The organism is Streptomyces sp. NPDC060028, assembly GCF_042736725.1.
Classification (GTDB): domain Bacteria; phylum Actinomycetota; class Actinomycetes; order Streptomycetales; family Streptomycetaceae; genus Streptomyces.
Genome location: NZ_JBHWVJ010000012.1, coordinates 92,210 through 116,733, shown reverse-complemented (window position 1 = coordinate 116,733; position 24,524 = coordinate 92,210). Strand labels below are relative to the sequence as shown.

Annotated in this window: 17 protein-coding genes; 8 read left to right on the top strand and 9 right to left on the bottom strand. The window is 71.4% G+C overall.

From position 1 onward, the window contains the following. Window positions 1–97: 97 nt before the first annotated feature. Window positions 98–1,147 (top strand): aldo/keto reductase, encoded by a 1,050-nt coding sequence (locus tag ACFWBF_RS09455; protein WP_385597707.1) that lies wholly within the window; start codon window positions 98–100, stop codon window positions 1,145–1,147. Here the strand turns inward: ACFWBF_RS09455 and ACFWBF_RS09450 are convergent. Further along, on the bottom strand, window positions 1,144–2,280 hold the full coding sequence (locus ACFWBF_RS09450) for a glycosyltransferase (protein WP_385597682.1): 1,137 nt from the start codon (window positions 2,278–2,280) through the stop codon (window positions 1,144–1,146). The two genes, ACFWBF_RS09455 and ACFWBF_RS09450, sit on opposite strands and share 4 nt — an antisense overlap. A 257-nt stretch (window positions 2,281–2,537) precedes the next feature. Here ACFWBF_RS09450 and ACFWBF_RS09445 point away from each other — a divergent pair, with 257 nt between their 5' ends. Continuing rightward, window positions 2,538–3,359 carry a hypothetical protein gene (locus ACFWBF_RS09445; RefSeq protein ID WP_385597679.1) on the top strand — a complete coding sequence of 274 codons (822 nt, stop codon included), beginning with the start codon at window positions 2,538–2,540 and terminating at the stop codon, window positions 3,357–3,359. Here the strand turns inward: ACFWBF_RS09445 and ACFWBF_RS09440 are convergent, their stop codons facing one another. The 3 genes from ACFWBF_RS09440 to ACFWBF_RS09430 all read right to left on the bottom strand — a co-directional run bounded on the left by ACFWBF_RS09440 (window position 3,360) and on the right by ACFWBF_RS09430 (window position 6,876). After that, on the bottom strand, window positions 3,360–4,178 hold the full coding sequence (locus tag ACFWBF_RS09440) for a hypothetical protein (protein WP_385597674.1): 819 nt from the start codon (window positions 4,176–4,178) through the stop codon (window positions 3,360–3,362). It lies immediately after the preceding gene. Window positions 4,179–4,326: 148 nt separating this feature from the next. Beyond that, the gene (locus ACFWBF_RS09435) at window positions 4,327–5,544 is read right to left on the bottom strand and encodes a metallophosphoesterase (protein ID WP_385597704.1); all 1,218 of its coding nucleotides are present in this window, start codon (window positions 5,542–5,544) and stop codon (window positions 4,327–4,329) included. Window positions 5,545–5,760: 216 nt separating this feature from the next. Beyond that, a complete protein-coding gene (locus tag ACFWBF_RS09430; RefSeq protein WP_385597670.1) occupies window positions 5,761–6,876 on the bottom strand; it encodes a LacI family DNA-binding transcriptional regulator in 1,116 nt (371 codons plus the stop codon). Between the two features lie 362 nt (window positions 6,877–7,238). Between ACFWBF_RS09430 and hisC the strand changes: the two genes are divergently transcribed. Then, window positions 7,239–8,321: a histidinol-phosphate transaminase gene (gene hisC / locus ACFWBF_RS09425; RefSeq protein WP_385597667.1), complete on the top strand. Its 1,083-nt coding sequence runs from the start codon at window positions 7,239–7,241 to the stop codon at window positions 8,319–8,321. 33 nt (window positions 8,322–8,354) lie between these two features. Here hisC and ACFWBF_RS09420 read toward each other — a convergent pair whose 3' ends face one another. After that, window positions 8,355–8,723, bottom strand: a complete 369-nt coding sequence (locus tag ACFWBF_RS09420; protein WP_385597665.1) for a cyclophilin-like fold protein — start codon at window positions 8,721–8,723, stop codon at window positions 8,355–8,357. A 188-nt stretch (window positions 8,724–8,911) separates the two neighbouring features. Here ACFWBF_RS09420 and ACFWBF_RS09415 point away from each other — a divergent pair, with 188 nt between their 5' ends. The 4 genes from ACFWBF_RS09415 to ACFWBF_RS09400 are packed head-to-tail and all read left to right on the top strand — an operon-like array spanning window position 8,912 to window position 16,857. Next, the gene (locus ACFWBF_RS09415; RefSeq protein ID WP_385597663.1) at window positions 8,912–10,417 is read left to right on the top strand and encodes a cytochrome ubiquinol oxidase subunit I; all 1,506 of its coding nucleotides are present in this window, start codon (window positions 8,912–8,914) and stop codon (window positions 10,415–10,417) included. Between the two features lie 18 nt (window positions 10,418–10,435). Next, window positions 10,436–11,437 (top strand): cytochrome d ubiquinol oxidase subunit II, encoded by a 1,002-nt coding sequence (gene cydB, locus ACFWBF_RS09410; protein WP_385597661.1) that lies wholly within the window; start codon window positions 10,436–10,438, stop codon window positions 11,435–11,437. Window positions 11,438–11,483: 46 nt separating this feature from the next. Next, a complete protein-coding gene (cydD, locus tag ACFWBF_RS09405; protein WP_385597658.1) occupies window positions 11,484–15,074 on the top strand; it encodes a thiol reductant ABC exporter subunit CydD in 3,591 nt (1,196 codons plus the stop codon). Window positions 15,075–15,084: 10 nt separating this feature from the next. Next, window positions 15,085–16,857, top strand: coding sequence for a GAF domain-containing sensor histidine kinase (locus tag ACFWBF_RS09400; protein ID WP_385597656.1), 1,773 nt, complete (start codon window positions 15,085–15,087; stop codon window positions 16,855–16,857). Between the two features lie 28 nt (window positions 16,858–16,885). On the opposite strand, the gene ACFWBF_RS09395 is transcribed toward ACFWBF_RS09400, so the two are convergent. Beyond that, window positions 16,886–17,779, bottom strand: coding sequence for a Cof-type HAD-IIB family hydrolase (locus tag ACFWBF_RS09395; RefSeq protein ID WP_385597654.1), 894 nt, complete (start codon window positions 17,777–17,779; stop codon window positions 16,886–16,888). Between the two features lie 107 nt (window positions 17,780–17,886). Between ACFWBF_RS09395 and ACFWBF_RS09390 the strand changes: the two genes are divergently transcribed. Continuing rightward, window positions 17,887–18,789: an LLM class flavin-dependent oxidoreductase gene (locus ACFWBF_RS09390; protein ID WP_385597652.1), complete on the top strand. Its 903-nt coding sequence runs from the start codon at window positions 17,887–17,889 to the stop codon at window positions 18,787–18,789. Window positions 18,790–18,886: 97 nt separating this feature from the next. Here ACFWBF_RS09390 and ACFWBF_RS09385 read toward each other — a convergent pair whose 3' ends face one another. From ACFWBF_RS09385 to ACFWBF_RS09375, 3 genes are all read right to left on the bottom strand, one after another. Beyond that, window positions 18,887–21,919 (bottom strand): tetratricopeptide repeat protein, encoded by a 3,033-nt coding sequence (locus ACFWBF_RS09385; RefSeq protein ID WP_385597650.1) that lies wholly within the window; start codon window positions 21,917–21,919, stop codon window positions 18,887–18,889. Then, window positions 21,916–23,760, bottom strand: a complete 1,845-nt coding sequence (locus tag ACFWBF_RS09380) for an HSP90 family protein (RefSeq protein WP_385597648.1) — start codon at window positions 23,758–23,760, stop codon at window positions 21,916–21,918. Before ACFWBF_RS09380 ends, ACFWBF_RS09385 begins: the two co-directional genes overlap by 4 nt. Window positions 23,761–23,906: 146 nt before the next feature. Next, window positions 23,907–24,446 (bottom strand): RNA 2'-phosphotransferase, encoded by a 540-nt coding sequence (locus tag ACFWBF_RS09375; RefSeq protein WP_385597645.1) that lies wholly within the window; start codon window positions 24,444–24,446, stop codon window positions 23,907–23,909. Between the last annotated feature and the right edge of the window lie 78 nt (window positions 24,447–24,524).

Sequence of the window (24,524 nt, the reverse complement as noted above, 5' to 3'; positions counted from 1 at the left end):
GTGGCGGCCCGGCGGGGCCGCCACCGCTCACTGCCGTCCCGAGCGAAAAAGCTTGATCTGGAGTGCACTTCAACTCCTAGAGTGCGGCCGCATGAGCATGCGATACCGAATTCTGGGCGGGACCGGCATCGAGGTCAGTGCGCACTGCCTCGGCACGATGATGTTCGGAGCCGTGGGCAACCCCGACCACGAGGAGTGCGTGAGGATCATCCACGCTGCCCTCGACCACGGGATCAACTTCGTGGACACCGCCGACATGTACTCCGGCGGGGAGTCCGAGACGATCACGGGGAAGGCGCTCAAGGGGCGCCGGGACGATGTCGTGCTCGCCACCAAGGTGCACTTCAAGATGGGGGAAGGGCGCAACCGGAGCGGCAACTCCAGGCGCTGGATCGTGCGCGCCGTGGAAGACAGCCTGAGGCGGCTCGACACCGACTGGATCGACCTCTACCAGGTGCACCGGCCCGACCACGGGACCGACGTCGAGGAGACGCTGTCGGTTCTCGGTGACCTCGTGTCGGCCGGGAAGATCCGGGCCTTCGGCTGCTCGACCTTCCCGGCCGAGGAGCTGGTCGAGGCGCACCATGTCGCCGAGCGGCGGGGGCTGCCGCGGTTCCGGACCGAGCAGCCGCCGTACTCGATCCTGGCCCGTGGGATCGAGGCCGATGTACTGCCGGTGGCCCGGCGGTACGGGATGGGCGTCCTGACCTGGAGCCCGCTCGCCTCCGGATTCCTCAGCGGCAAGTACCGGCTCGGGGGACCCGTGGACCTCACCTCGGGTCGGGCAGCGCTGACGCCGGCGCGCTTCGACCCGGCGATCCCGGGCAATGTCGCGAAGCTGGAGGCCGTGGAGCAGCTCGTCGAGCTCGCCGACTCCATCGGCTGCACGCTGCCGGAGCTGGCCGTGGCCTTCCCCGTGGCGCATCCCGCCGTCACCTCGGTGATCATCGGGCCACGGACCATGGAGCAGTTGGAGGGGCTGGTCAAGGGCGCCGGCCTGGTCCTTGACGACGATGTGCTCGACCGGATCGACGAGATCGTGGAGCCGGGCCGGAATCTCTACCGCCCGGACGGGGTCTGGCGTCCGCCGGCTCTGGCGGATGCCGCGCAGCGGCGGCGGGCGCTGGGGGACCGCGCCGCCGGCTAGACCGGCGAGGGTGAGGGCTCCGATGTTTCACGTGAAACAGGGAGGGATGTTTCACGTGAAACAGTGCCGCCCGGGCGGCTGCGGGCGAGGGCGAAGCCCCGGTTGGTCTCGGTCTGGCGGCGATAGGCCTCGGGGAGATCAGGCAGGGACAGCAGCCGGTCGCAGGCCTGCAGCGAGGTGTCCATGTCTCCCACCCAGTACGCGGTGATGGAGTGCTCGAAGAGCAGCCCCCACTGGTACACCCAGGGCTGGACGAAGAGGAGGTCATTCGGTGCCGGTCGATCGAGGACGGCCCGGGTGATCGCGTGCGCGATGTGGTGGCGGCCCAACACGCGCAACCGGGACGCCAGTTCGTAGCAGGCCTCCAAGCGGCTGGGCCGGAACTCCCAGGCGCGCGAGAGCGCGTCCATGGCGGCCGGCCAGTCGTCCGAGTCGCCGTGCAGCACGCCTGCTTGGAGCAGGGCGTAGTACACCTCCTCCTCCCAGCCGCCCATGGCCGCGCGGTGTTCGTAGAGCCGGATCGCGTCCGCGGTGTCACCCATGTCCCGCAGGGTCTGGGCGAGGTAGAAGACGGTACGGGCGTTCGACGGGTCGCGCTGGAACTCGGCGCTGAGCAGGCGGGCGTCGCGCTCGAACTTGTCGTGCCGGGAGCCGCCGTCGGCGTAGTCCTCGATGACGAGCGCGTCGAGGTTCTCCTGCACGCCCGGGCGCTGGTCGTTCTCGTCACGCCGGTCGCAGGTGAGGTACTCATGGGTGACACCCTCGTACCGCCAGGGGAGGTCGGCGCGCACCAGCCGTTTGATCCGGTACTCGGTGGAGCCCTCGTGGCGCAGCATGTACGAGTCCGAGGTGAGTGGGGGCAGCGGGCCGGTGCGGCGCAGGACGAGGTCGGCGTCGAGGAGCAGCAGGTAGTCGGCCTTACCGCGGGCGTGGCTGATGTTGAGGCTCCGGTTGTGCCCGAAGTCGGTCCACGGCTCCTCGTGGAGCTCGCCGGGGATCCCGCGCAGGGCGTTGCGGATCAGTTCTTGGGTGCCGTCGGTGGAACCGGTGTCGGAGATGACCCAGGTGTCGATGAGGTCCCGTACGGATTCGAGACAGCGCTCGATCACGGCGGACTCGTTCTTCACGATCATGCAGAGGCAAATGGAGGGCTTCACGGCCGCCGACCCTAGGCAGGAGCCGGGCCCGGGCCGGGGCGGCACGCCGGTGCCCGCCCCGGGTGGCTGTGTCGCACGCGCCCATGTGGCGGTGCGGGGTTCCGCCGATCCGATGACCTACGGGCGCGCCGGTCCGCTTATCGGGAGACGGCTGATGAGGATGGCCCGCGGAGTCCGGCAACCAGTCCGGACTTCGGAGAACCATTCGATCCCGGTTGTGCGAGGAGCGGTAAATGAGTTCTGAAGACAGGTCCCGACTGTTGGGTCCGCTGCCCCGACGGGCCCGCTGGCTGGCCGGAGGCACGGTCGCCTCCGTGGCGCTGGTGCTGGCGACCATCGCGGCCCCCGCCGTCGCGACCGCGACGGCGGCAGTGCCCGGCGGGGACCGCTGCGAGTCGTCGCGTCACGACGACGGCGGCCCCGACAAGGCGCGGGCTCAGGTCGGGAACCCGCCGCACGACGACCAGTGCAAGGGTCCGGCGGGCCCCCGCGGCTCGAGGGGCCACACCGGTGCGACCGGCCCGACCGGCCCGACCGGGCCCACGGGTCCGCAGGGACTCACCGGCTCGACCGGGCTCACCGGCCCGACCGGGCTCACGGGTCCGCAGGGACTCACGGGCACGACCGGAGCCACGGGCCCGGGCGGCCCGTGCATCGACATCGACAGCGTGGTGAGCGCGGAGGCAGTCGACATCCACGCCGCGCTGGTCGATGGGGTTGCGTACGCGGGGCGGGCGACCCCGCTGGGTGCCGCGCCGGTCTGGCAGAACATCAGCGACTTCGATGACAACCCGGGCTTCCCCAACGGCGGCGCCGCCGGCCTTGCCTGCGGCATCTCCATCGATGCGCGGGGCGACAACGCCTGGATCAAGGTGCTGACCACGACCGGTCAGGTGTACCAGACGCACGGCGACCTGGGCGGGGGGACGTTCGTCTGGGACGAGGCGTGGTTCCCGCGGCTGCCCGCTCCGAACCCGCTGATCGGCCTCCAGACCAAGCGGGGTGCCTGGAAGGACGGTAACCCCGCCCTCGGAGCCCCGAACAGCTCACGCTAGTCACTCCGGCTCGTGATCCGGGCCGCCGAAATCCGGGCTCGTGAAGTCCGGGGACGTATAACCGGGACGGGGGCCCTGCGCAGGGGCCCCCGGGCTGGTGAAGTCGGGCCGGGTGTATCCCAGGTTGGGGATGCGCCCGGCCTCTGGCGTACGAGGGGTCGGATACGACCCTCCCGAGGTCGGATCGGCCAGCGCATCGCGCAGGAACGGCATGATGCCGCGCTCCAACAGCGCGTGGCGCCAGGCCTCCCGGGCCCGCGAGACCTCGTCGGGAATCGCCTCGGTCTCGTCCGCCGCCACCTCCGTCGAGCTGTTGCGGACCGCCGTCACCAGCAGCCCGATCACCGCGAAGAGCAGTGCGGCCACGGTGAGGCCCCCGAAGAGCCAACCCGCCGTCAGCATGGTGTCGGCGAAGGCCGGCTCGGGCTCGATCATCTTCAGGATGTAGCCCACCAGCAGGAAGATCAGCATGGCGGTGCCCGCCAGGACCGGCGCGAGGACCGCGACCACGGCGCTGACGCCCGCGCCCCCGCCGCTGCCCTGCCCGGCGTACTCGTCGCCCGTCGAGGTCGGGGTGGACAAGGCCTCGTCGCGCCGTTCCCCCCGTATCTTCACGTAGTGGTCGTACTCGCCGGCCGCGGCGGCGGTCAGCAGGGCGCTGGCCGCCATGGCCATGGTGCGCAGCTGTTCGGCGTTCAGCCGTTCGCCGAGGGTGGCGAGCTCGGGCCGTTCGTCCGCTGTGCGCAGCGCCTCGTCGAGGAGCCGATCGAACTCCGGTCGGTCTTCGGTCAGCAGGTGCGGAGCGCTGGTCATGTGCATCCCCCGATGCTCCGTACAAGCCGGTTTGCCCGCGTAGACCCGGGCACCGGCACAAACGGAGGAGAGCCTGCTACGGATAGAGCGATGGTAGAGCGCCCACGCCACACGTTGACAGGGGCTTTCCGGAAATACCCCGCTCGGGGAACCCTCAGTCGTTCAACGGAAGTTGCACGACGAGCAACTTGCCGGCCATGGTCACCCCGCCGTCCATCGCAATGGCCAGGCCTTCCGCGTACACGTGCGGGCCGTCCACGGCCTCGGGGCCGCGGGACTCGTCGCCGTCCTCCGTACCCACCTCACCCAGCAGGTACGGGATGGGGCTGTGGCCGTGCACGACGCGACTGCCGCCGTAGGTGTCGAGCAGTTCGCGTACGGCCTGAGGGCCGGTCCCCTCGTCGCGGAAGGCGAACCGCTTGGTGAACTTGCGGAAGAGGTCCCAGGTGATGTCGGCGTCGTTGCGGTTGAGCAGCTCGTGGATGGTGTCGTTGACGTCCTCGATGGAATCGCCGTAGTCGAGGTACGCGGTCGTGTCGGAGTGGAGGAGAAGGTGGTCCTCCTCCAGGACGGTCGCGTCCAGCCGTGACATCCACTGCAGGTGGACGTCCTGCAGGCGCTCCATGTCGGTGCGCTGGCCGCCGTTGAGGAGCCAAGCGGCCTGGAAGGTGGCGGTGCCGGCGCCCGAGTTGACGGGCGTGTCGCCGAACCGCTTGGCGCCGATGAGCAGGAGTTCGTGGTTGCCCATGAGGGCCTTGCAGTAACCGCCGGCGGCCGCGGCCTCGGCCGACAGTCGCATGACCAGGTCGATGACGCCGATGCCGTCGGGGCCGCGGTCGGTGAAGTCGCCGAGGAACCAGAGCCGGGCGTTGCCCGCGGACCAGCGGCGCTCGGCGTCGATGAGGCCCTGGGCGTGCAGCTCGCTGACGAGCTCGTCCAGGTAGCCGTGGACGTCGCCGACCACGTAGAGCGGCCCTGGGCCCGCGGCGGAGTCCTCCTGGGGGACGTACTGGACCTGGACGGTGTCCCCGGGGCCGCCGCGACCGATGATCGGCAGGTCGCGGTGCGTCGGGGTGTAGCCCTCGGGGGCGTCCTCCGCGGGTGTCTGGCTCCTGGCGAGCACGGGTACGCGTACAGGAGCGGCCGCTGGCACGGACGCGGGTACGGCTTCGTAACCGGGCTGCGCGGGCACCGACGGCACGCTCCCGCCGTAGTACGCGGGGTACTCGCCGTACACGGGGGCGTCGCCGGAAAGCCCGGCGGATACGGCGTACGGGACGGGTTCGGTGACCGGAACCCGGAAGTCCCGCAGCGTCTCCGTCCGCATCGCGGGTCCCTGACCGGCCCCCTGAGTCATCGACCCCTCCACCACCGTCGCGCTGCCGTACACCTGCGGACCCTCCTGACCTCCGGGGCGGAGGGTCCGTGATGTCGTGCGCCCATCATAGGAATGCAGCTCGCGCTCTGTGACGCACCAGGGGTGGTGAATCCTGGCCGGCGCTGTTCCTTCCTACCGCTTTCTCCCGATATGGGCGTTGCTGAAATCATCGGCGGGGCCGGCGGCCCCGCCGATGGGGCGGTGTGGCGGTCAGTCCTTCGCCGGCGAGCGGGGCGGGCTGACGGTCGTACGGGGCTGCCTGCGCTGCGAGGACGTACGGACGATGAGCTCGGTCGGGACCACCTGTTCGACGGGACCGTCGGTGTCGACTCCCTCGATGGCGTCGATGAGCAACTGGACCACGGCGGTGCCGATGCGGCGTGGTTTGAGGGAGAGGGTGGTGATGGGCGGTTCGGTGTTGGCGTACACGGTGGACTCGCTGCAGCAGACGAGCAGCAGGTCCTCGGGGACGCGCAGGCCGTAGCGCCGGGCGGCTGCGAGGAGGTCGGTGCCGTTGGGGTCGAAGAGCCCGTAGACGGCGTCGGGCCGGTCGGGTCGGGCGAGCAGCCGGTCGGCGGCGACGGCGCCCGCGCACGGGTCGTGGGCGGGGTAGGACTCGTAGACGGGGTCTTGGCCCACGCGCTCGCACCAGCTGAGGTAGGCGGTGGTGGAGAGCCGGGTGTAGGTGTCGGTGGTGGTCCCGGTCAGCAGCCCGATCCGGCGGGCGCCGGCGGCGGCGAGGTGGTCGAGCAGGTTGAGTACGGCGGCCTCGTGGTCGTTGTCGACCCAGGCGGTGACGGGGAGGGAGCCGGCCGGGCGGCCGTCGGAGACCACGGGAAGGCCCTGGCGGACCAGTTCGGTGACGACCGGATCGTGGTCGGAGGGGTCGATGACGACGGTGCCGTCGAGGGCCACGTTGGACCAGACGTCGTGTCGGGAGGTGGCTGGGAGGATGACGAGGGCGTAGCCGCGGGCGAGCGCCGCGGAGGTGGCGGCCCTGGCCATCTCGGCGAAGTACGCGAATTCGGTGAAGGTGAAAGGTTCATCCCCGTACGTCGTCACGGTCAGGCCGATGAGGCCCGACTTGCCGGTACGGAGGGTGCGGGCCGCGGCGGACGGGCGATAGCCCAGCCGATCGGCGACCTCGCGAACGTGGCGGCGGGTGGCGTCCGGCAGCCGCCCCTTGCCATTGAGCGCGTCGGAGACGGTCGTGATCGAGACGCCCGCCGCAGCGGCCACGTCCCTGATGCCGGCCCGGCCCTGTCGGCCGGCGGCCCGCCGGGTGGTCTCGGTCCGGCTCACCTGATGCTTCCCTGCTGCTGTCATGGCGAGCCGATAGTAGGGCTCGGCGGGGTGGGTGGTCCGGATGCATATGCAGCCGTTGACAGGCACGTTTCTGCACGGTTCGCCACCCCCAATGACCTTGGAAATGAAGGCTTTTCGTTGCGGGGAGTGAGCGGGGAGCTTGTCGGCGGGTCCGGGCATGCCAAAACGGTGCGGTCTCGGGCCGGTCTCAACTCACCTGCACGAGGGACGCGCGCCACGGCGCAGGCCACCGGCGTGCGCATATATGCGTGCGCTCCCCCCATATTCCAGGCGCTCCCATTCTCGGAAGGACGGAATCCTCATAAGGTGAGAAGCATTGAGGCGACGGCGACGTCGTACGGGATGGTCGAGGAGGACCTGTAGTGAGCGAGAAGAGCCCGAAGCTGCGCGCCGCACTGGACGGCATCCCCACATACAAGCCGGGGAAGCCCGCGGCCGCGGGCGGGGCCGCCGCGTACAAGTTGTCCTCGAACGAGAACCCGTACCCGCCGCTCCCGGGGGTGCTGGAGAGCGTGGTCGCCGCGGCCGGGAACTTCAACCGCTACCCCGACATGGCGTGCACCGGTCTGGTGGCGGAGCTCGCCGACCGCTTCGGGGTGCCGGTCGAGCACATCTCCACCGGCACCGGTTCGGTGGGCGTGGCCCAGTCGCTGATCCAGGCGACGGCCGGCCCGGGCGACGAGGTCATGTACGCCTGGCGGTCCTTTGAGGCTTATCCGATCATCACGCAGATCTCGGGTGCGACGCCCGTCGAGGTCCCGCTCACGGCGGGCGACGTGCACGACCTGGATGCCATGGCGGCCGCGATCACGGACCGGACCCGGCTGATCTTCGTCTGCAACCCCAACAACCCCACCGGCACCGTCCTGCGCCGGGCCGAGCTGGAGCGGTTCCTGGACCGGGTGCCGTCGGACGTGCTCGTGGTGCTGGACGAGGCGTACCGCGAGTTCATCCGCGACACCGAGGTGCCGGACGGCATCGAGCTCTACCGCAGCCGCCCGAACGTTGCCGTGCTGCGTACGTTCTCCAAGGCGTACGGGCTGGCCGGCCTGCGGGTCGGCTTCGCTGTGGCACACGAGCCGGTGGCTTCGGCGCTGCGCAAGACGGCGGTGCCCTTCGGCGTCAGCCAGCTCGCCCAGGACGCGGCGGTCGCCTCGCTGCGCGCCGAGGACGAGCTGATGGGCCGGGTCGGCGCGCTGGTCGGGGAGCGCGAGCGGGTGTACACGACGCTGCTGGCCCAGGGGTGGACGGTGGTACCCGAGACGCAGGCGAACTTCGTGTGGATGCGGCTGGGGGAGCGGACCGCGGAGTTCGCGCAGGCCTGCGAGAAGGCCGGTGTGGTGGTCCGGCCCTTCGCGGGCGAGGGCCTGCGGGTCACGATCGGTGAGTCCGAGGCGAACGACGTCTTCCTGCACACGGCAGGGGCGTTCTTCAAGGAGCTGTAACACCGCTCCGGTGGGACGGGGTGCCGCGTGCGGTTACGCCAGTTCCACGCGGACGGGGTCGCCGTCGCGGACGGTGGCGAGCAGGCGGGGGTCGCCGTCGAACGAGCCGAGCACATTGCACGGGCTCGCCAGGCGGCTCTCGCCGCCGCGCGAGATCGGCGTCGGGCCGTAGGGCAGCGCGAGCGCGTCGCCCTCGGTCCAGAACGCGACGGTGCCCGGCTCGACCACCTGGAGGGCGCCGGGCTCCAGGGCCACGCAGATGCCGGTGTCGAAGTAGACCTCTTCGCCCCAGGTGTGGGCGGAGGCCGAGATCGGAAGCGCCTCGGTCAGGGCCTTGGCGGTCGGGGTCTCGTCGAGGGTTGCGGTGAGCTGGCCCGAGGGCCAGGAGATTCGTATCTGCATGCCCTGAATTCAACAATCTGTTGAAAGTGTTGGCTAGGGGACCCCCCTCGAAACTTCCCGAGAGCAGTAAGACATAATGCTTGTGAATGTGAACGCGTTCACAAGCGTGCCTGCTTCGTCCCATATTGAGTGGGGCACAACAGGCAGATTGCCGCAGTGACCACGGCGACCAGAAGGAGACCGACGACGTGGACGTAGCGTTGGCGCCAGAGACACTGGCGCGATGGCAGTTCGGCATTACGACCGTCTACCACTTCCTTTTCGTCCCCTTGACGATCTCGCTCGCCGCGCTCACGGCCGGCCTGCAGACCGCGTGGGTGCGCACCGAGAACGAGAAGTACCTCAGGGCCACGAAGTTCTGGGGCAAGCTTTTCTTGATCAATATCGCGATGGGTGTCGTCACCGGCATCGTCCAGGAGTTCCAGTTCGGCATGAACTGGTCCGACTACTCGCGGTTCGTCGGTGACATCTTCGGGGCCCCGCTGGCCTTCGAGGCGCTGATCGCCTTCTTCTTCGAGTCGACCTTCATCGGGCTGTGGATCTTCGGCTGGGACAAGCTGCCGAAGAAGATCCACCTGGCCTGCATCTGGATGGTCTCGATCGGCACCATCCTCTCCGCGTACTTCATCCTCGCGGCGAATTCCTGGATGCAGCATCCGGTCGGCTACCGGATCAACGAGGAGCGGGGCCGGGCCGAGCTCACCGACTTCTGGCTGGTGCTCACCCAGGACACTGCGCTGACCCAGTTCTTCCACACCATGACGGCGGCCTTCCTGGTCGGCGGCGCGTTCATGGTCGGCATCGCCGCCTACCACCTGGCGCGCAAGAAGCACGTCCCCGTCATGCGGAGCTCGCTGCGCCTCGGCCTGGTCGTCATGATCATCGCCGGTATGGGCACGGCGCTCAGCGGCGACATGCTCGGCAAGGTGATGTTCAAGCAGCAGCCCATGAAGATGGCGGCCGCGGAAGCGCTGTGGGACGGCGAGGCGCCCGCGCCCTTCTCCCTCTTCGCCTACGGCGACGTGGACAAGGGCCACAACAAGGTCGCGATAGAGGTCCCCGGCCTGCTGTCCTTCCTGGCCAACAACGACTTCACCTCCTTCGTCCCCGGCATCAACGACATCAACGAGGCCGAGCAGCAGAAGTACGGACCCGGCGACTACCGGCCCAACATCGCCGTCGCCTACTGGGGCTTCCGCTGGATGATCGGCTTCGGCATGGCCTCCGTCGCCGTCGGAGCACTGGGCCTGTGGCTGACCCGCAAGCGGTTCATGCTGCCACCGGGGCTGCGGACCGGGGAGGACGAGGTCCCGCATCTGGTGCTCTTCAAGAAGGCGCTGAGCCCAAAGTTCGCCAACCTGTACTGGATCGTCGCGCTCTGGACGATGGGCTTCCCGCTCATCGCCAACTCCTGGGGCTGGATCTTCACCGAGATGGGCCGCCAGCCCTGGGTGGTCTACGGAGTGCTGCGCACCAGGGACGCGGTTTCGCCCGGCGTCTCCCAAGGCGAGGTGCTCACCTCGATGATCGGCTTCACGCTCCTCTACGCCGTACTCGCGGTCATCGAGGTCAGGCTGCTCGTGAAGTACGTCAAGGTCGGCCCGCCCGAGCTCACCGAGGACGACCTCAACCCGCCCACCAAGATCGGCGGGGACGACAAGAACCCCGACCGGCCCATGGCCTTCTCGTACTGAGGCGAAGGAGACCACACCATGCAACTCCATGACGTCTGGTTCGTGCTCATCGCCGTCCTGTGGATCGGCTACTTCTTCCTGGAGGGCTTCGACTTCGGAGTCGGCGTACTGACCAAGCTGCTCGCCCGGGGCCGCACCGAGAAGCGCGTGCTGATCAACACGATCGGGCCCGTGTGGGACGGCAACGAGGTCTGGCTGCTCTCGGCGGCCGGTGCGACCTTCGCCGCCTTCCCCGATTGGTACGCCACCCTCTTCTCAGGGTTCTACCTGCCGCTGCTGCTCATCCTGGTCTGCCTCATCATCCGGGGCGTCTCGTTCGAGTACCGGCACAAGCGGCCCGAGGACAAGTGGCAGACCAACTGGGAACACGCCATCTTCTGGACCTCGCTGATCCCCGCGTTCATGTGGGGCGTGGCCTTCGCCAACATCGTGCGCGGCGTGAAGATCGACGAGCACAAGGAGTACGTCGGCACCCTCCTCGACCTGTTCAACGTCTACTCGATCCTCGGCGGTCTGGTCACCCTCAGCCTGTTCACCTTCCACGGCGCGGTCTTCACCTCGCTCAAGACGGTCGGTGACATCCGGCACCGCTCCCGGAAGCTCGCGGGCCGGCTGGGCGTCGTCACCGCCGTCCTGGCGCTCGTCTTCCTGACCTGGACCCAGGTCTCCCGAGGAGACGGCAAGAGCCTGATCGCAATGGCCGTAGCGGTGCTGGCTCTGGCCGGGGCACTCGGCTTCAACCTGGCGGGCCGCGAGGGCTGGTCGTTCGCACTGTCCGGGGTCGCCATCGCGGCGACCGTCGCGATGTTCTTCCTGACGCTCTTCCCGAACGTCATGCCGTCCTCGCTGAACGACGCCTGGAACCTCACGGTCACCAACGCCTCGTCCAGCCCGTACACCCTGAAGATCATGACCTGGCTCGCGGTGGTGGTCACCCCGCTCGTCCTGCTCTACCAGGGTTGGACGTACTGGGTGTTCCGCAAGCGGATCGGCACGCAGCACATCGCCGATGCGCACTGACGCCTCCTGACCCTCCTGTCTGACCCTTTCTTGGGGGATGTTTCACGTGAAACCGATCGACCCGCGCCTGCTTCGGTACGCCCGCTCCACCCGCCTCTTCCTGGGGGCGGTGGTGGCCCTGGGCCTTGCCGGGGCGGGGCTGGTCGTCGGTCAGGCGGTGCTCCTCGCCGAGATCGTGGTCGGTGCCTTCGAGCAGGACCTGGACGGGGCGTCGCTCCGGACGCCGCTGCTGCTGCTCGCGGCGGTGGCTCTGGGGCGCGGCCTGGTCGCCTGGCTGACGGAGCTGGCCGCGCACCGCGCCAGCGCGGCCGTCAAGTCGGAGCTCCGGGGCCGGCTGCTGGAGCGGGCCGCGGACCTCGGGCCCGGATGGCTGAGCGGGCAGCGGACCGGGTCGCTGGTGGCGCTGGCCACCCGGGGGGTGGACGCGCTCGACGACTATTTCTCCCGCTACCTGCCCCAGCTGGGGCTCGCGGTGGTCGTACCGGTGGCGGTCCTGGCCCGGATCGTCACCGAGGACTGGGTGTCGGCGGCCATCATCGTGGTCACCCTGCCGCTGATCCCCCTGTTCATGGCGCTGATCGGGATGGCCACGCAGTCCCGGATGGACCGCCAGTGGCGGCTCCTGTCGCGGCTGTCGGGACACTTCCTCGACGTGGTCGCCGGACTGCCGACGCTCAAGGTGTTCGGGCGGGCCAAGGCCCAGGCGGAGTCGATTCGCAAGATCACCGACGACTACCGGCGGGCGACGATGCGGACGCTGCGCATCGCCTTCCTGTCGTCTTTCGCGCTGGAACTGCTGGCGACCTTGTCGGTCGCGCTGGTGGCCGTGACCATCGGCATGCGGCTGGTCCACGGGGACCTGGACCTTTACACCGGCCTCGTCATCCTGATCCTGGCGCCGGAGGCCTACCTGCCGCTGCGGCAGGTAGGCGCGCAGTACCACGCGGCGGCGGAGGGGCTGTCCGCCGCCGAGGAGATCTTCGAGGTCCTGGAGACCCCCGTCCCGCAGGCGCGCGGCACGGTCACCGTGCCGGAGGCCGGAGCGGGCCTGCGCATCGAGCTGGACGGGGTGGCCGTCCGCTACCCGGGTCGCGACGTGGATTCGCCCGCTCCGGCCTCGCTCGTCGTACAACCGGGAGAGTGCGTCGCCCTCACCGGGCCGAGCGGGGCGGGCAAGTCCACGCTGCTCCAGGTGCTGCTGGGGTTCGTCACGCCGACGGCGGGCCGGGTGCGGGTCGGTGGAGTGGACCTGGCCGAGCTGTCGCCGGAGCAGTGGCGGGAGCGGATCGCCTGGGTGCCGCAGCGGCCCCACCTGTTCGCGGGCACGATCGCGGAGAACGTACGGCTGGCGCGGCCGGACGCCTCCACGGACGCGGTGGACGCGGCCCTGCGGGACGCCGGGGCACGGGAGTTCGTGGACGCGCTGCCGCGGGGCGCCGACACGCTGCTGGGCGAGGGCGGGGCGGGCCTGTCCGCCGGACAGCGTCAGCGCCTCGCGCTGGCACGGGCCTTCCTGGCGGACCGGCCGGTGCTCCTGCTGGACGAGCCGACGGCCGCACTCGACGGAGAGACCGAAGCCGCGGTGGTGGAGGCGGTACGCCGGCTCGCGGTGGGCCGGACCGTACTGCTGGTGGTGCACCGGCCGGCGCTGCTGGCCGTCGCGGACCGCGTGGTCCCGGTGGGAGCGGGCCCGGACGGGGCCGGACGTGCGGAGCCGTCGCCCGTACCGGACCCGCGGCACCACTCCGTGGCGGCCGCGCCCCGGTCCCCCGTGGTGAGGGACCCCGGGGAGTGGATCCTGGGGGCCGCGCACGAGCAGGACGAGAGGGCCGCCGGAAGCGACTCGGGCGGGGCCGACCCGCTCGGCCGGGTCCGGGCCGTGGCCCGGGCCTGGCAGGGGCGGTTCCGGCTGGGGCTGCTGTTCGGAGCGCTCGCCGTGGGGTGCAGCGTCGGACTGATGGCCGTCTCCGGGTGGCTGATCTCGCGAGCCTCGGAGCAGCCGCCCGTGCTCTACCTGATGGTGGCCGTCACCGCGACGCGGGCGTTCGGCCTGGGCCGGGCCGTCTTCCGGTACGCGGAGCGGCTGGTGTCGCACGATGCGGTGCTGCGGATGCTCGCCGACCTGCGGGTCTCCGTGTACCGGCGGCTGGAGCGCATCGCCCCGGCCGGGCTGCGCGAGCAGCGGCGCGGGGATCTGCTGTCCCGCCTGGTGGCCGACGCGGACGCCCTGCAGGACTACTGGCTGCGCTGGCTGCTGCCGGTCGGCACCGCGGTGCTCGTCGGGACCGGATCGGTCGCCTTCACCGCCTGGCTGCTGCCCGAAGCCGGGGCCGCGCTCGCCCTGGGACTGCTCGCCGCCGGGGTCGTGGTGCCGCTCGTCAGCGGGGTCTGCGCACGGCGCGCGGAGCGGCGGCTCGCTCCCGCCCGGGGCGAACTCGCCACCCGAGTGGCCGATCTGCTCACCGGGACCGCTGAACTGACCGTTGCCGGTGCGCTCGGCAGGCGCAAGGACGCTGCCCGGAAGAGCGACCGTACGCTGACCGTGATCGCCGCCCGCGGGGCCGCCGCCACCGGGCTCGGCAGCGGGCTGTCGGCCCTGGTGTGCGGGCTCACCGTGGTGGCTGCGGCCGCCGTCGCCGCCGACGCGGTGCACGACGGGCGGCTGTCCGGGGTGGCCATGGCCGTCGCCGTGCTGACCCCGCTCGCCGCCTTCGAGGCCGTCAACGGGCTTCCGCTGGCCGTCCAGTACCGACAGCGGGTGCGCCGGAGCGCCGAGCGGGTCTACGAGGTCATCGACGCTCCGGTCCCGGTCATCGAGCCGGATCGCCCGCGCGAGGCGCCCGTTTCGCCGTTCCCGCTGAAACTGACCGGGCTCGCCACCCGCCACCACGGTCAGGAGCGCGACGCGCTGCGCGGGCTGGACCTGACCCTGGAGGCCGGCCGCCGGATCGCGGTCGTCGGCCCCTCGGGCGCCGGCAAGACCACGCTGGCTCAGGTCCTGCTGAGGTTCCTGGACCCGCACGAAGGTTCGTACACACTCGGTGGGATCGACGCGCGCACGCTCGACGGCGACGCCGTACGCCGCTTCGTGGGGCTGTGCGCCCAGGACGCGCACATCTTCGACAGCTCGGTTCGGGAGAACCTGCGCCTCGCCCGCACTGGCGCGAGTGAGGAGCAGCTGCGCGAGGCGCTCGCGGCCGCGCGGCTGCTGGACTGGGCCGACGCCCTCCCGGACGGCCTGGACACCCTGGTCGGCGAGCACGGGGAGCGGATCTCCGGCGGCCAGCGCCAGCGGCTGGCCCTGGCCCGGGCGCTGCTCGCGGACTTCCCGGTCCTCGTCCTGGACGAGCCGGCCGAGCACCTGGACCTGGCGACCGCGGACGCCTTGACGGCGGACCTGCTGGCCGCGACCGAGGGCCGGACCACCGTGCTGATCACGCACCGGCTGGCCGGCCTGGAGGCGGTCGACGAGGTGCTCGTGTTGGACGGCGGAGAGGTCGTACAGCACGGCCCGTACGCGGAGCTGGCCTCCGTCGAGGGGCCGCTGCGGCGGCTGCTGGAGCGGGAGAGGGCAGTGGACGGCTCCCTGGCCGAGAGTCAGCGGGCTCGACTTTCCTCAACAAATAGGACTAACTAGTCTCAAGGGCATGTCAGCGCAGGAGTCGCACGCGTCGCAGGGATCGCCGGAGTCATCGGATTCGTCACCGGACGTGCCGGATGTGCCGTATGCCCCGGACCCGCTGGAGGCCGCCACCGCGGCCACCAGAAGTCTGCAGGGACTGTCCACCGAGCTCACCGCCCGAGTGCCGCAACTGCTGGAGGCGATGCGCTCGATCGGTACCGGTCTCGAGCTGCACTCCACGCTGGACCGCATCTGCGCGACCGCTGCCGAGCTCGCGGACGCCCGCTACGCGGCGATCGGTGTCGTGGACACCGAGGGCCGCGGGCTTTCGGACTTCGTCACGCACGGGATCACCGAAGAGGCGGCCCGGAGGATCGGGCACCGCCCGGACGGGAAGCGGGGCCTGCTCGGCGCTCTGATCTCGCACCCCGACACGGTCCAGCTCGCCGATCTGACGAAGGATCCGCGCTCGGCCGGCTTCCCGGCGCACCACCCGCCCATGCGGACGTTCCTCGGCGTTCCGATCCGTGTCCAGGGGGAGATCTTCGGCAATCTGTACCTCGCCGAGAAGAACGGCGGCAGCGAGTTCAACGACTACGACGTCCACATGGTCCGGGTGCTGGCCACCGAGGCCGGAATCGCCATCGGCAACGCCCGCCTCTACGAGGCCGCCACCCAGCGCGAACGGTGGATCGACGGCTCGGTGGCCGTCACCACCGCCCTGCTCTCGGGCGGGGACGCGGACGACGCCCTCGCCGTCGTCGCCGAACAGGCGCGCCACCTCGCCGATTCGGCCGCCGGGATCGTGATGCTGCCCGCCGAGGAGGGCGGGATGGAGATCGTCGCCGTCTCCGCCGACAACGCGGCCACCTCGCTCGGGGTGGTGATTCCCGCCGAGAGCCCGGTGGTGGCCAAGCTGCTGGAGGGCGAAGCGGTCTTCGTGGACGACGCCTCCGGCGATCCGCGCATGATCAGCCGGCTGACCAGCCAGTACGGGGCCTGCATGATGCTGCCACTGCACAGCGGGGGGAGAGTGCTGGGCGCCCTGGTCACGCCCCGGGCGCGGGGCGCGCGGCCGTTCAGCGAGGCGGAGCGGACCCTGGCCACGCAGTTCGCCTCCCAGGCGGCGCTCGCGCTGATGATGGCCGAGGCGCAGCGCGACCGGGAGCGGCTGGCCGTCTTCGAGGACCGCGACCGGATCGCCCGCGATCTGCACGACCTGGTCATCCAGCGGCTGTTCGCCACCGGGATGATGCTGGAGGGCGCCCAGCGCCGGTCCATCGTCCCGGAGGTTCGCGACGGGGTGGGCAAGGCCGTCGATGAGCTGGACGTGACGATCCAGGAGATCCGCACCGCGATCTTCGCACTCCAGCAGGGGCCCGCGGAGGCTCCCTCGGGACTGCGCACCCGGGTGCTGCGGGAGATCAACATGGCCGCCGTGCCCCTGGGCTTCAAGCCCGCGCACCGCTTCCTCGGCCCGATCGACGCGGTCGTGGGCGAACTGGTGGGCAAGAACCTCATCGCCGCCCTGCGCGAGGCCCTGTCGAACACTTTCCGGCACGCGGACGCGTCGCGGATCGAGGTGGTCCTCGACTCCACCGTCACGCTGGCCGACGGACGGCCCGGAGTGCGGCTGGAGGTCTCCGACGACGGCGTGGGCATCCCCGAGGGCGGGCGGCGCAGCGGGCTGCGCAATCTGCGCCGACGGGCCGAGTCGCTGGGCGGCGCCAGCTCCTACGGCCCGGGCCTCGGCGAGGACGGTGGCGGGACCACCCTGGTCTGGGAGGCACCGCTTTAAAGGCTCCGGCCCAGGTGTGTCCGGCGCGCTACAGCTCGGACTCCGTGCGGGCGGCCTGGTCCGCCAGGATCTGCTCGATGACGACGGCGACCCCGTCCTCGTTGTTGGCGACGGTCCGGCCGGACGCGGCCGCGATGACGTCCGGGTGGGCATTGGCCATCGCGTACGAGGTCCCGGCCCAGACCAGCATCTCGATGTCGTTCGGCATGTCCCCGAAGGCGACCACCTCCGCGGGGGAGATGCCGCGCTCCTCGCAACACAGCGCCAGGGTGCTGGCCTTGGACACGTCCAGCCCGCTGATCTCCAGCAGGGCGGTGGGGCTGGACCGGGTGATCGAGGCGTACGTGCCCGCAGCGGAGCGGGCCAGGGCCAGGAATTCGTCCGGGGCCAGCTCGGCGTGGTGCGCGAGCAGCTTGAGCACGGGGGCGCAGTTCTCGTCCGTGTCCTCGGCGAGGAGCTTCTCGGCGGTGGCGACATTGGCGCCGGGGTCCTGGAAGAAGGGCGGGTAGGCCGGTTCGTAGTTGATCCCGGTGGTCAGCTCGACCGCGAAGGACGTGCCGGGGGCAGCCGCACGCAGGGCCTCCGCCACCTTGAGCGCGGTGCTCCGGGGCAGGGCTCTGACCTCAACGAATTCCGGGCCTGCGTGGAGATCGACCACAGCGGCACCGTTCGCGCAGATCGCCAGGCCGTGGCCGTGGACATGGTCGCTGACCACGTCCATCCAGCGGGCAGGACGGCCGGTGACGAAGAAGACCTCGATGCCGGCCGCCTCGGCGGCGGCGAGTGCGTCGATCGTGCGCTGCGAGACGGATTTGTCGTCGCGCAGCAGGGTGCCGTCAAGATCGGTGGCGATGAGCCGGGGCGTGGGGGTTGGCCCGTCCGGGCACTGAAGAGCCGAGGTCACGGCTCCATCTTCACCCATCGGACTCGGCCGCCGGGCCACTGGCGCTCGCGCTCCTGGGCCCGTGGTCGTGTTTCACGTGAAACAAGTGACCGCCCAGCCATGTTTCACGTGAAACACTCGATTGCATGAGTCTGCGTCTGAGCACTGTGATCCTTCCGGTACGCGCCTGGCACGAGGGAGGTCGCGACCAGTGGCTGCGGGCCGAGCGGCTCGGGTTCCACACCGCCTACACCTACGACCACCTGTCCTGGCGGACCTTCCGTGACGGTCCGTGGTTCGGTGCGGTGCCCACGCTGACCGCCGCGGCCGCCGTCACCGAGCGGCTGCGTCTGGGCACTCTCGTCACCTCGCCGAACTTCCGCCACCCGGTGACCCTCGCCAAGGACCTCATCAGCCTGGACGACATCTCCGGCGGACGCGTGACTCTCGGTATCGGCGCGGGCGGCAACGGCTTCGACGCGACGGCCCTGGGCCAGGAGCCGTGGACCCCGCGCGAGCGCGCCGACCGCTTCGCCGAGTTCCTTCCGCTGCTGGACCGGCTGCTGACCGAGGGGGCAGTGACCCAGCAGGGCACCTTCTACTCCGCTGACGAGGCCCGCAACATCCCCGGGTGCGTGCAGCGCCCGCGCCTGCCCTTCGCGGTCGCCGCGACCGGGCCGCGCGGTCTCAAGCTCGCCGCCGCGCACGGCCAGGCCTGGGTGACCACCGGTGACCCGAAGCTGTTCGCGGAGGGTACGCCGGAGCAGTCGCTGGAGGCCCTGCGTGGCCAGCTCGCCAAGCTCGACAAGGCGTTCGCGGAGATCGGGCGGGCGCCCGAGCCCATGGACAAGATCCTCCTCACCGGCTTCACGCCGGAGCGCAACACGATGCTCGAGTCAGTGGACGCGTTCGTCGACTTCGCCGGCCGCCACCGCGAGCTCGGCTTCACCGAGCTGGTGATCCACGCGCCGATCGCGGACTCCGACTTCGCCGCCGACGAGCGGGTCTTCGAGCAGATCGCCACCGAGGCACTCGCGCAGCTGGGCTGAGCCCCCGCCGGCTCCGAGGGCGAGTCCGGCTCCGGCCCCGGCTCGGCGTCCGACCCCGGCCCCGCCGTCTCTGGACAGCGGGGCCGGGGCAGGTGGCTCAGGCCATCAGGCTCCTCGTGATCCGCTCCGCATTCGCCAGCAGCCACTCCGGGGCCGCGCCCTCGGGCAGCGCCCGGAGCTCGTCGGCCAGCGCGGACATCCGGGCGGCGCCCACTTCCGGGCGGCCCAGCTCCCGCTCGGTCCAGGCTGCGTAGCTCAGGCACTGGAACCGGTCCTGCAGATGGTCCACGCCCAGTTCTCCGTAGACCCCGGCCGCCCGGTCCCACAGGCGGACCTCCTCCAGCCGCAGCGCCTCGATCTGCGTCTCGTCCAGGAGCACGAGCCCGTCCGAGCCGGTGCGGTTCTCGCCTTCGTCGTACTCGTCGTCGTCTTCGTCCTCCTGGGCGCTGACCCGCCGGTCGAGCACCTGAGCCAGCTGGTGCCAGGTCTGGGCGAGTTCGGACCGCAGCTCCGGGGCCCCGGGCTCCGTGGCCAGCGCGGCCTCCAGTACCGCCACCGCCTCGTCCATCTGGCTCCGCGCCTGCTCCACCCCCGCGTCGGTGAGCGCCTCGCGCAGGCCCAGCCAGGCCAGCGAGCGCAGGATCCGCGCCTCCGCGACGGGAGCCCCGCCCGTCTGCCGGTGCAGCTCCAGGGCACGCTCGTACGCGGCAACGGCCTCCGGCTCCAGGCCCGCCACCGAGAGCTGGTCGGCGGCCGCCTGGGCGAGCGACGCGTGCGGACGCTGGTCCTCCCAGCCCTTGGCCACCTCGGCCGCCAGCAGGTACTGCTCGGCCGCCGGCCGCGGTTCCCTCAGTTCGCGCAGCAGATCGCCCAGGAACTCCCGGGTGGATACAGCCTGTCCCTCGCCGTGCTCCAGCAGGTCCGGCAGAGTCGACTGGAGCACCTCCGCCGCGTCGGCGGGGCGGTCCGCCCGTGCGTATGCCCGGGCCAGCAGCAGCCGGGCCTGGGCCCCGCCGTCGGCGGTGAGGCCGGCCTGGTCGAACCAGTGCGCCCCGGTCAGAGCATGCGCGGCCGCCTCCCCCGCCGTTTCCCCCGCCTTATCGGCGCGCCGCAGCAGGATGTCCGCCAGGGTGATCCGTACGACGCCCTGCGTCTCGGCGTCGGTCACCTCCTCGGCATGCTCCAAGGCGGAGCGCGCCGCAGCTTCGGCCTCCTCGGTGCGGCCCAGCGAGATCAGCACGCCGGCCCGCAGGACCAGCGGGTCGACGGCCTCCCACGCCCGGCCCGCCGAGACCGACCGGGCGGCAGCCGCGGCCAGCAGCGTCACGGCCCCGTCGGGATCGCCCTGAGACAGGGCCAGGCGGCCCAGTGTCTCCTCGGCCTCCGCGACCACGTCCGGCAGCGTCTCCGCGTAAGCCGCGACGAAGGCGGTGAGCTCGGCGGCGAGCTCACCTTGCCCGTCGCCGTGGCTGTGCTGCGCGGCACCGTGGCCGGACCCGTCCTCGTGGGCTGCCTCGACCGAGCGCAGGTACGACTCCACGCGGATCGTGGTCAGTTCGGCGAGCGCGATCCGCCGGATGCGCAGCGGCTCGGCCGGATCCAAGGCCTCCGCGGACCGCAGGGCCGCCGCGAGCAGCGCCCGGATCTCCCCCGGCGCACCGGCGGCCTGTGCGGCCGCGGTCGCCAGCCGCAGCTCGGCCAGGGCCGCCCGCTCAGCCCGGCCCAGCGCGCGGTACCGGTCCCGGACCTCCGCCAGCAGCCCGGCCGCGCCGACAGCCCCGCTCCGCGCGGCGGACAGTGCCCGATGGTCCGCCAGGTCCGCCAGCAGCGGGGGCTCCGCCTCCTGCCCGTCCAGCCCCGCGGCCACCTTGGCCCACAGCGCGTCGGCGGCCGGATGCCCCTGGTCGCGGGCCTGCCGGGCCCGCTCCACCAGGTCGGCGAAACCGGTGGCCGACGCGGCTCCGGCCGCGGGCACCGTAGCCGGAGCAGGCGCCGGGTTCCCGGTCGGCCGGGGCAGCGCTGAGCTGCGTACCCCGAGCGGCAGTGCGTCGAGCAGCGGAGCCTGCTCGATGCGGGTGAGGAGCTTGCCGGACGTACGGGTGGTGCCGTTGCGCGCGTCGAAGCGCCGGGCGATGCGCAGGGCCTCGGCGTGCAGGATCCCGTACAGCTCGTCGACCGTCCGAGGGGTCCCCTCGTACGGTACGGAGAGGTCCGCGCCGTGCCCGAGCAGGCTCAGCCGGCGCAGCAGGACCAGGACGCCGCCGTAGAACTCCATCTGGGACTCGACGTCCGGGAGGGGGCCCAGGAGGGCGGTGTGCTCGGCGAGGATCTCCAGGCCGCGGGGCTCGTTGCCGGTGAGGGCGCAGAACTCGATGTGCTCGCCGATGGAGCGCAGGAGGCTCTCCGTGCCGCGCGTCATGCGGTAGCCGCGCAGGTGGTGGGCGCGGGCCTCGTCGGCGCGCCCGAGACGGACGAGGGGGAGCAGCGAGCGGGCGAGCACCCTGTGCGGTTCCTCGCGGCAGGTCTGCCGGCCCGCGAGGACCGGTTCCCAGACCTCGATCGCCTTCGCGTCCTCGCCCTTGCTCGTCCAGAACCAGCCCTGGGTGTGGGTCTCGCAGGCGTGGCAGTCGCTCATCCGGTCGTGCTCAGCGGCCCGCCAGCGGTTGATGGCCCGCTCGGCCCTCTCGTCGTCACCGATGGCGTTGGCGAGGTAGAACTCGGCCTGGCGGACGGCGCGCTCGCTGTATCCGGCGAGCCGGTAGCGCCGTTCCATGTCGTCGAGCCAGCCGGTGACGGACGCGAGGGGGATCTCGGGGGATTCGACGATCCGGCCGGACACCCACTTGAACCGCCAGAACAGGGAGGAGGTGTCCCCGTCGCCGAAGGCGCCCGGATCGCGGTCGTACTCCTGCAGCAGCCGGGCGAACGGAATCACCATCCGGGTCCGCTCGGCGCTGTACTCGTAGGCGTCGATCTGGGTGATCAGCGCGCGGCGGAACACTTCCCGGTCACCGCAGACCTCGGCGGCCGCGGTCAGCGCTTCGGCCTGCGCGTTGCGTGCGGCGCCGTAGGGCAGCCCGCGGTTCTCGTGCAGCGCCTGCCGGATCTCTTCGGCCGTCATGGTGCTCACTGGTCTTCCTTCCGGGAGTCGGCGGAGTGGGTCGCCCATTCCAGGAGCCCGAGGAAGGCCCGGTTGAGCAGGGTGGAGTCGGCGGGACGCAGCGGCCGCTGGGACATCAGCAGGGCCTGGCCGTAGAGCGATTCGACGGCGGTGCCGGTCAGGGCGGCGTCGGGTAGGGCGGCGATCCGGCGGATCAGCGGGTTGTTGTGGTTCAGGACGAGCCGGGCGCGCGGAGCGGAGCCGCGCAGCGCGCCGAGGATGCCGCTCCACAGGGAGTCTGCGCTGTCCAGGGCGGCGGTCCGGTCACGTTCCTGCCGGGCCTGGCGGTCGTCGAGGTAGAGCGCGGGGACGGACACGGGCTGGAAGGCGCGCAGCGCCACGTCGCATCCCTGGGGCTCCAGACGGGTGCGGGCGGTGGACAGGAAGGAGGCGAGCGCCAGTTCGGCGGCGGCCGGGACCGGGTCCAGGCGCTCGGTGACGGCTCCGGCGTCCAGTTCGGCGACCTTGAGCTCGGGCCGTACGGCGGGCAGCAGGGCCAGCAGGTCCGCGTCGTAGGTGTAGCCGGCGTTGATGACGCCGAGGCCGTGGGCCGCGGCGATCGGGGCGATCTGGCGGAACTCCTCGACGGTGCGCGTGAAGTGGATCTCGGGGTGGGCGGCCGCGAACTCCTCCAGGCTCATCGAGCCGTCACTGGTCTCGAACGGCAGCCACGGCAGCATGAGGCCGAACAGCTCCGCGTCGTGCCGGGCCAGGGACTTCACGCCGAGGTGGTGGACGCTCAGGAACGCGGCCAGGCGCTCCGGTTCGCTCGCCGCGAGCTCGGCGAGCCAGGCTCGGACACGCGCTCCGAGGGCCTCGCGCACGGCGGCCAGGGTCTCGTCGTCGTACAGGTTCTCGCGGGAGGCGGTGGGGCGCAGCGTGTCGGTGTCGAGGACGGCGCGGACGAAGAAGGCCCAGTCGGGCAGCAGGTTGTCGGCCTTGTCGGTGAGCAGCATCCCCTTGAGGTGGACGCGGTGGCCGGCCCGGTGGGCGGGGCTGGTCGGCTCGGGCAGGACGTACGCGACTCCGCGCACTCCGGCGACGGGCAGATCGAGGTCGATGCTGTCGAGCGGGGAGAAGCCGAAGAGCTGGTCGCAGTGCCCGGCGAGCGCGACGCGGCGGGCCGCGGGCGTGGGGAAGGGCCGGTCCCACACGGGGGGCCGGTCGGTGATCCGGCGCGGCTCGCCGCCGGAGCCGTCGTCGAAGGTGATGTCGTACGAGAGCAGGGAGCCGTAGTCGCGGGCGAGCTGTTCGACCTTGGCCGGCTCGGCCCACTCCTCGGCGCCCGGGCGGGCCTGGAGCGTGACGGTGGTGCCGGGCTCCGTCCGGGCCTCGGGGGGCAGTTCGCGGACGGTGTACGAGCCGTCGTCCGTGGCCAGCCACTCGACGGGGGCGGCCTCGGGGTCGCGGGCGGAGCGGGTGACGACGCGGATCTGGCGGGCCACGACGAAGCAGGCGAGCAGGCCGATGCCGAACTGGCCGAGGAATTCCTGGCGCGTGGTCTCCAGGCCGTGCTCGCCGCCGCGCTTGGAGCTGCGGCCGATGGTGGCGAGGAGGGAGTGGGCCTCGGCGGCGGTCAGGCCGATGCCGCTGTCCTCGATGGTCACGGTCCCCGCGGTGGCCGACAGCCGGATGTGCACCCGGGCCTCGGGGTCGAGGGCGTGGCGGGCGGTGACGGCGTCGACGGCGTTCTGCAGGAGCTCGCGGACGTAGACGCGCGGGCTGGAGTAGAGGTGGTGGGAGAGCAGGTCGACCAGGCCGCGCAGATCGACCTGGAAGGTGTTGGCCGTTGCCTCGGGTGTGGACGTCATGAGGCGTCACCTCGTTTGTTCGCGTGGGTGGTTCGGCGATCGCGAGGTGCCCCCCTCACGTATCCCGGAGTGGGGATCAGAGTAGGGCGATGATCCGACAATCCCTGAGTGAATTCCTGTGCGGTGTGCCGTGCACCCTGTTCTCGTCAGGGGAAACGCAGGAATTGCGGCGGTACCGCGTCCGCCAGCCAGACCCCGTTGGCGCTGATCCGGAACACGTGTCCGGCGGCGCGCATCGCCCCCGCGTCCACGCTGATCACGATCGGCCGCCCGCGCCGGGCGCCGACTCGGGTGGCGGTCTCCCGGTCGGGGGAGAGGTGTACGTGGTGGCGGGCCATCGGGTGCAGGCCCTCGGCGCGGATCGCGTCCAGGGCGGCGGCCGTCGTGCCGTGGTAGAGGTACGCGGGCGGCTCGGCCTCCGGCAGGTCCAGGTCCACCGGGACGGTGTGCCCCTGGCTGGCCCGGATCCGGGTGCCCCGCACGGCGAACCGCTGTTTGTCGTTGGCGGCCACGACGTGGTCGAGCTCTGCGCGGCTGAAGGCGAATCCGTGGGCCGCGGCCGCGCTCAGCAGATCGTCGATCTCCACCCAGCCCTGTGGGTCGAGCGCCAGTCCGATGCGATCCGGCTGATGCCGCAGGTGTTTCGAGAGGTATTTCGACACCTTCACGGTGCGTCTGTCATCCATGCGACCAGCGTGCCGGGTCGGGCGGGCTGGCGGCAGCGATTTTCCCGGGGCGACAGGGGTCGGCAGGGCGCGACAGGG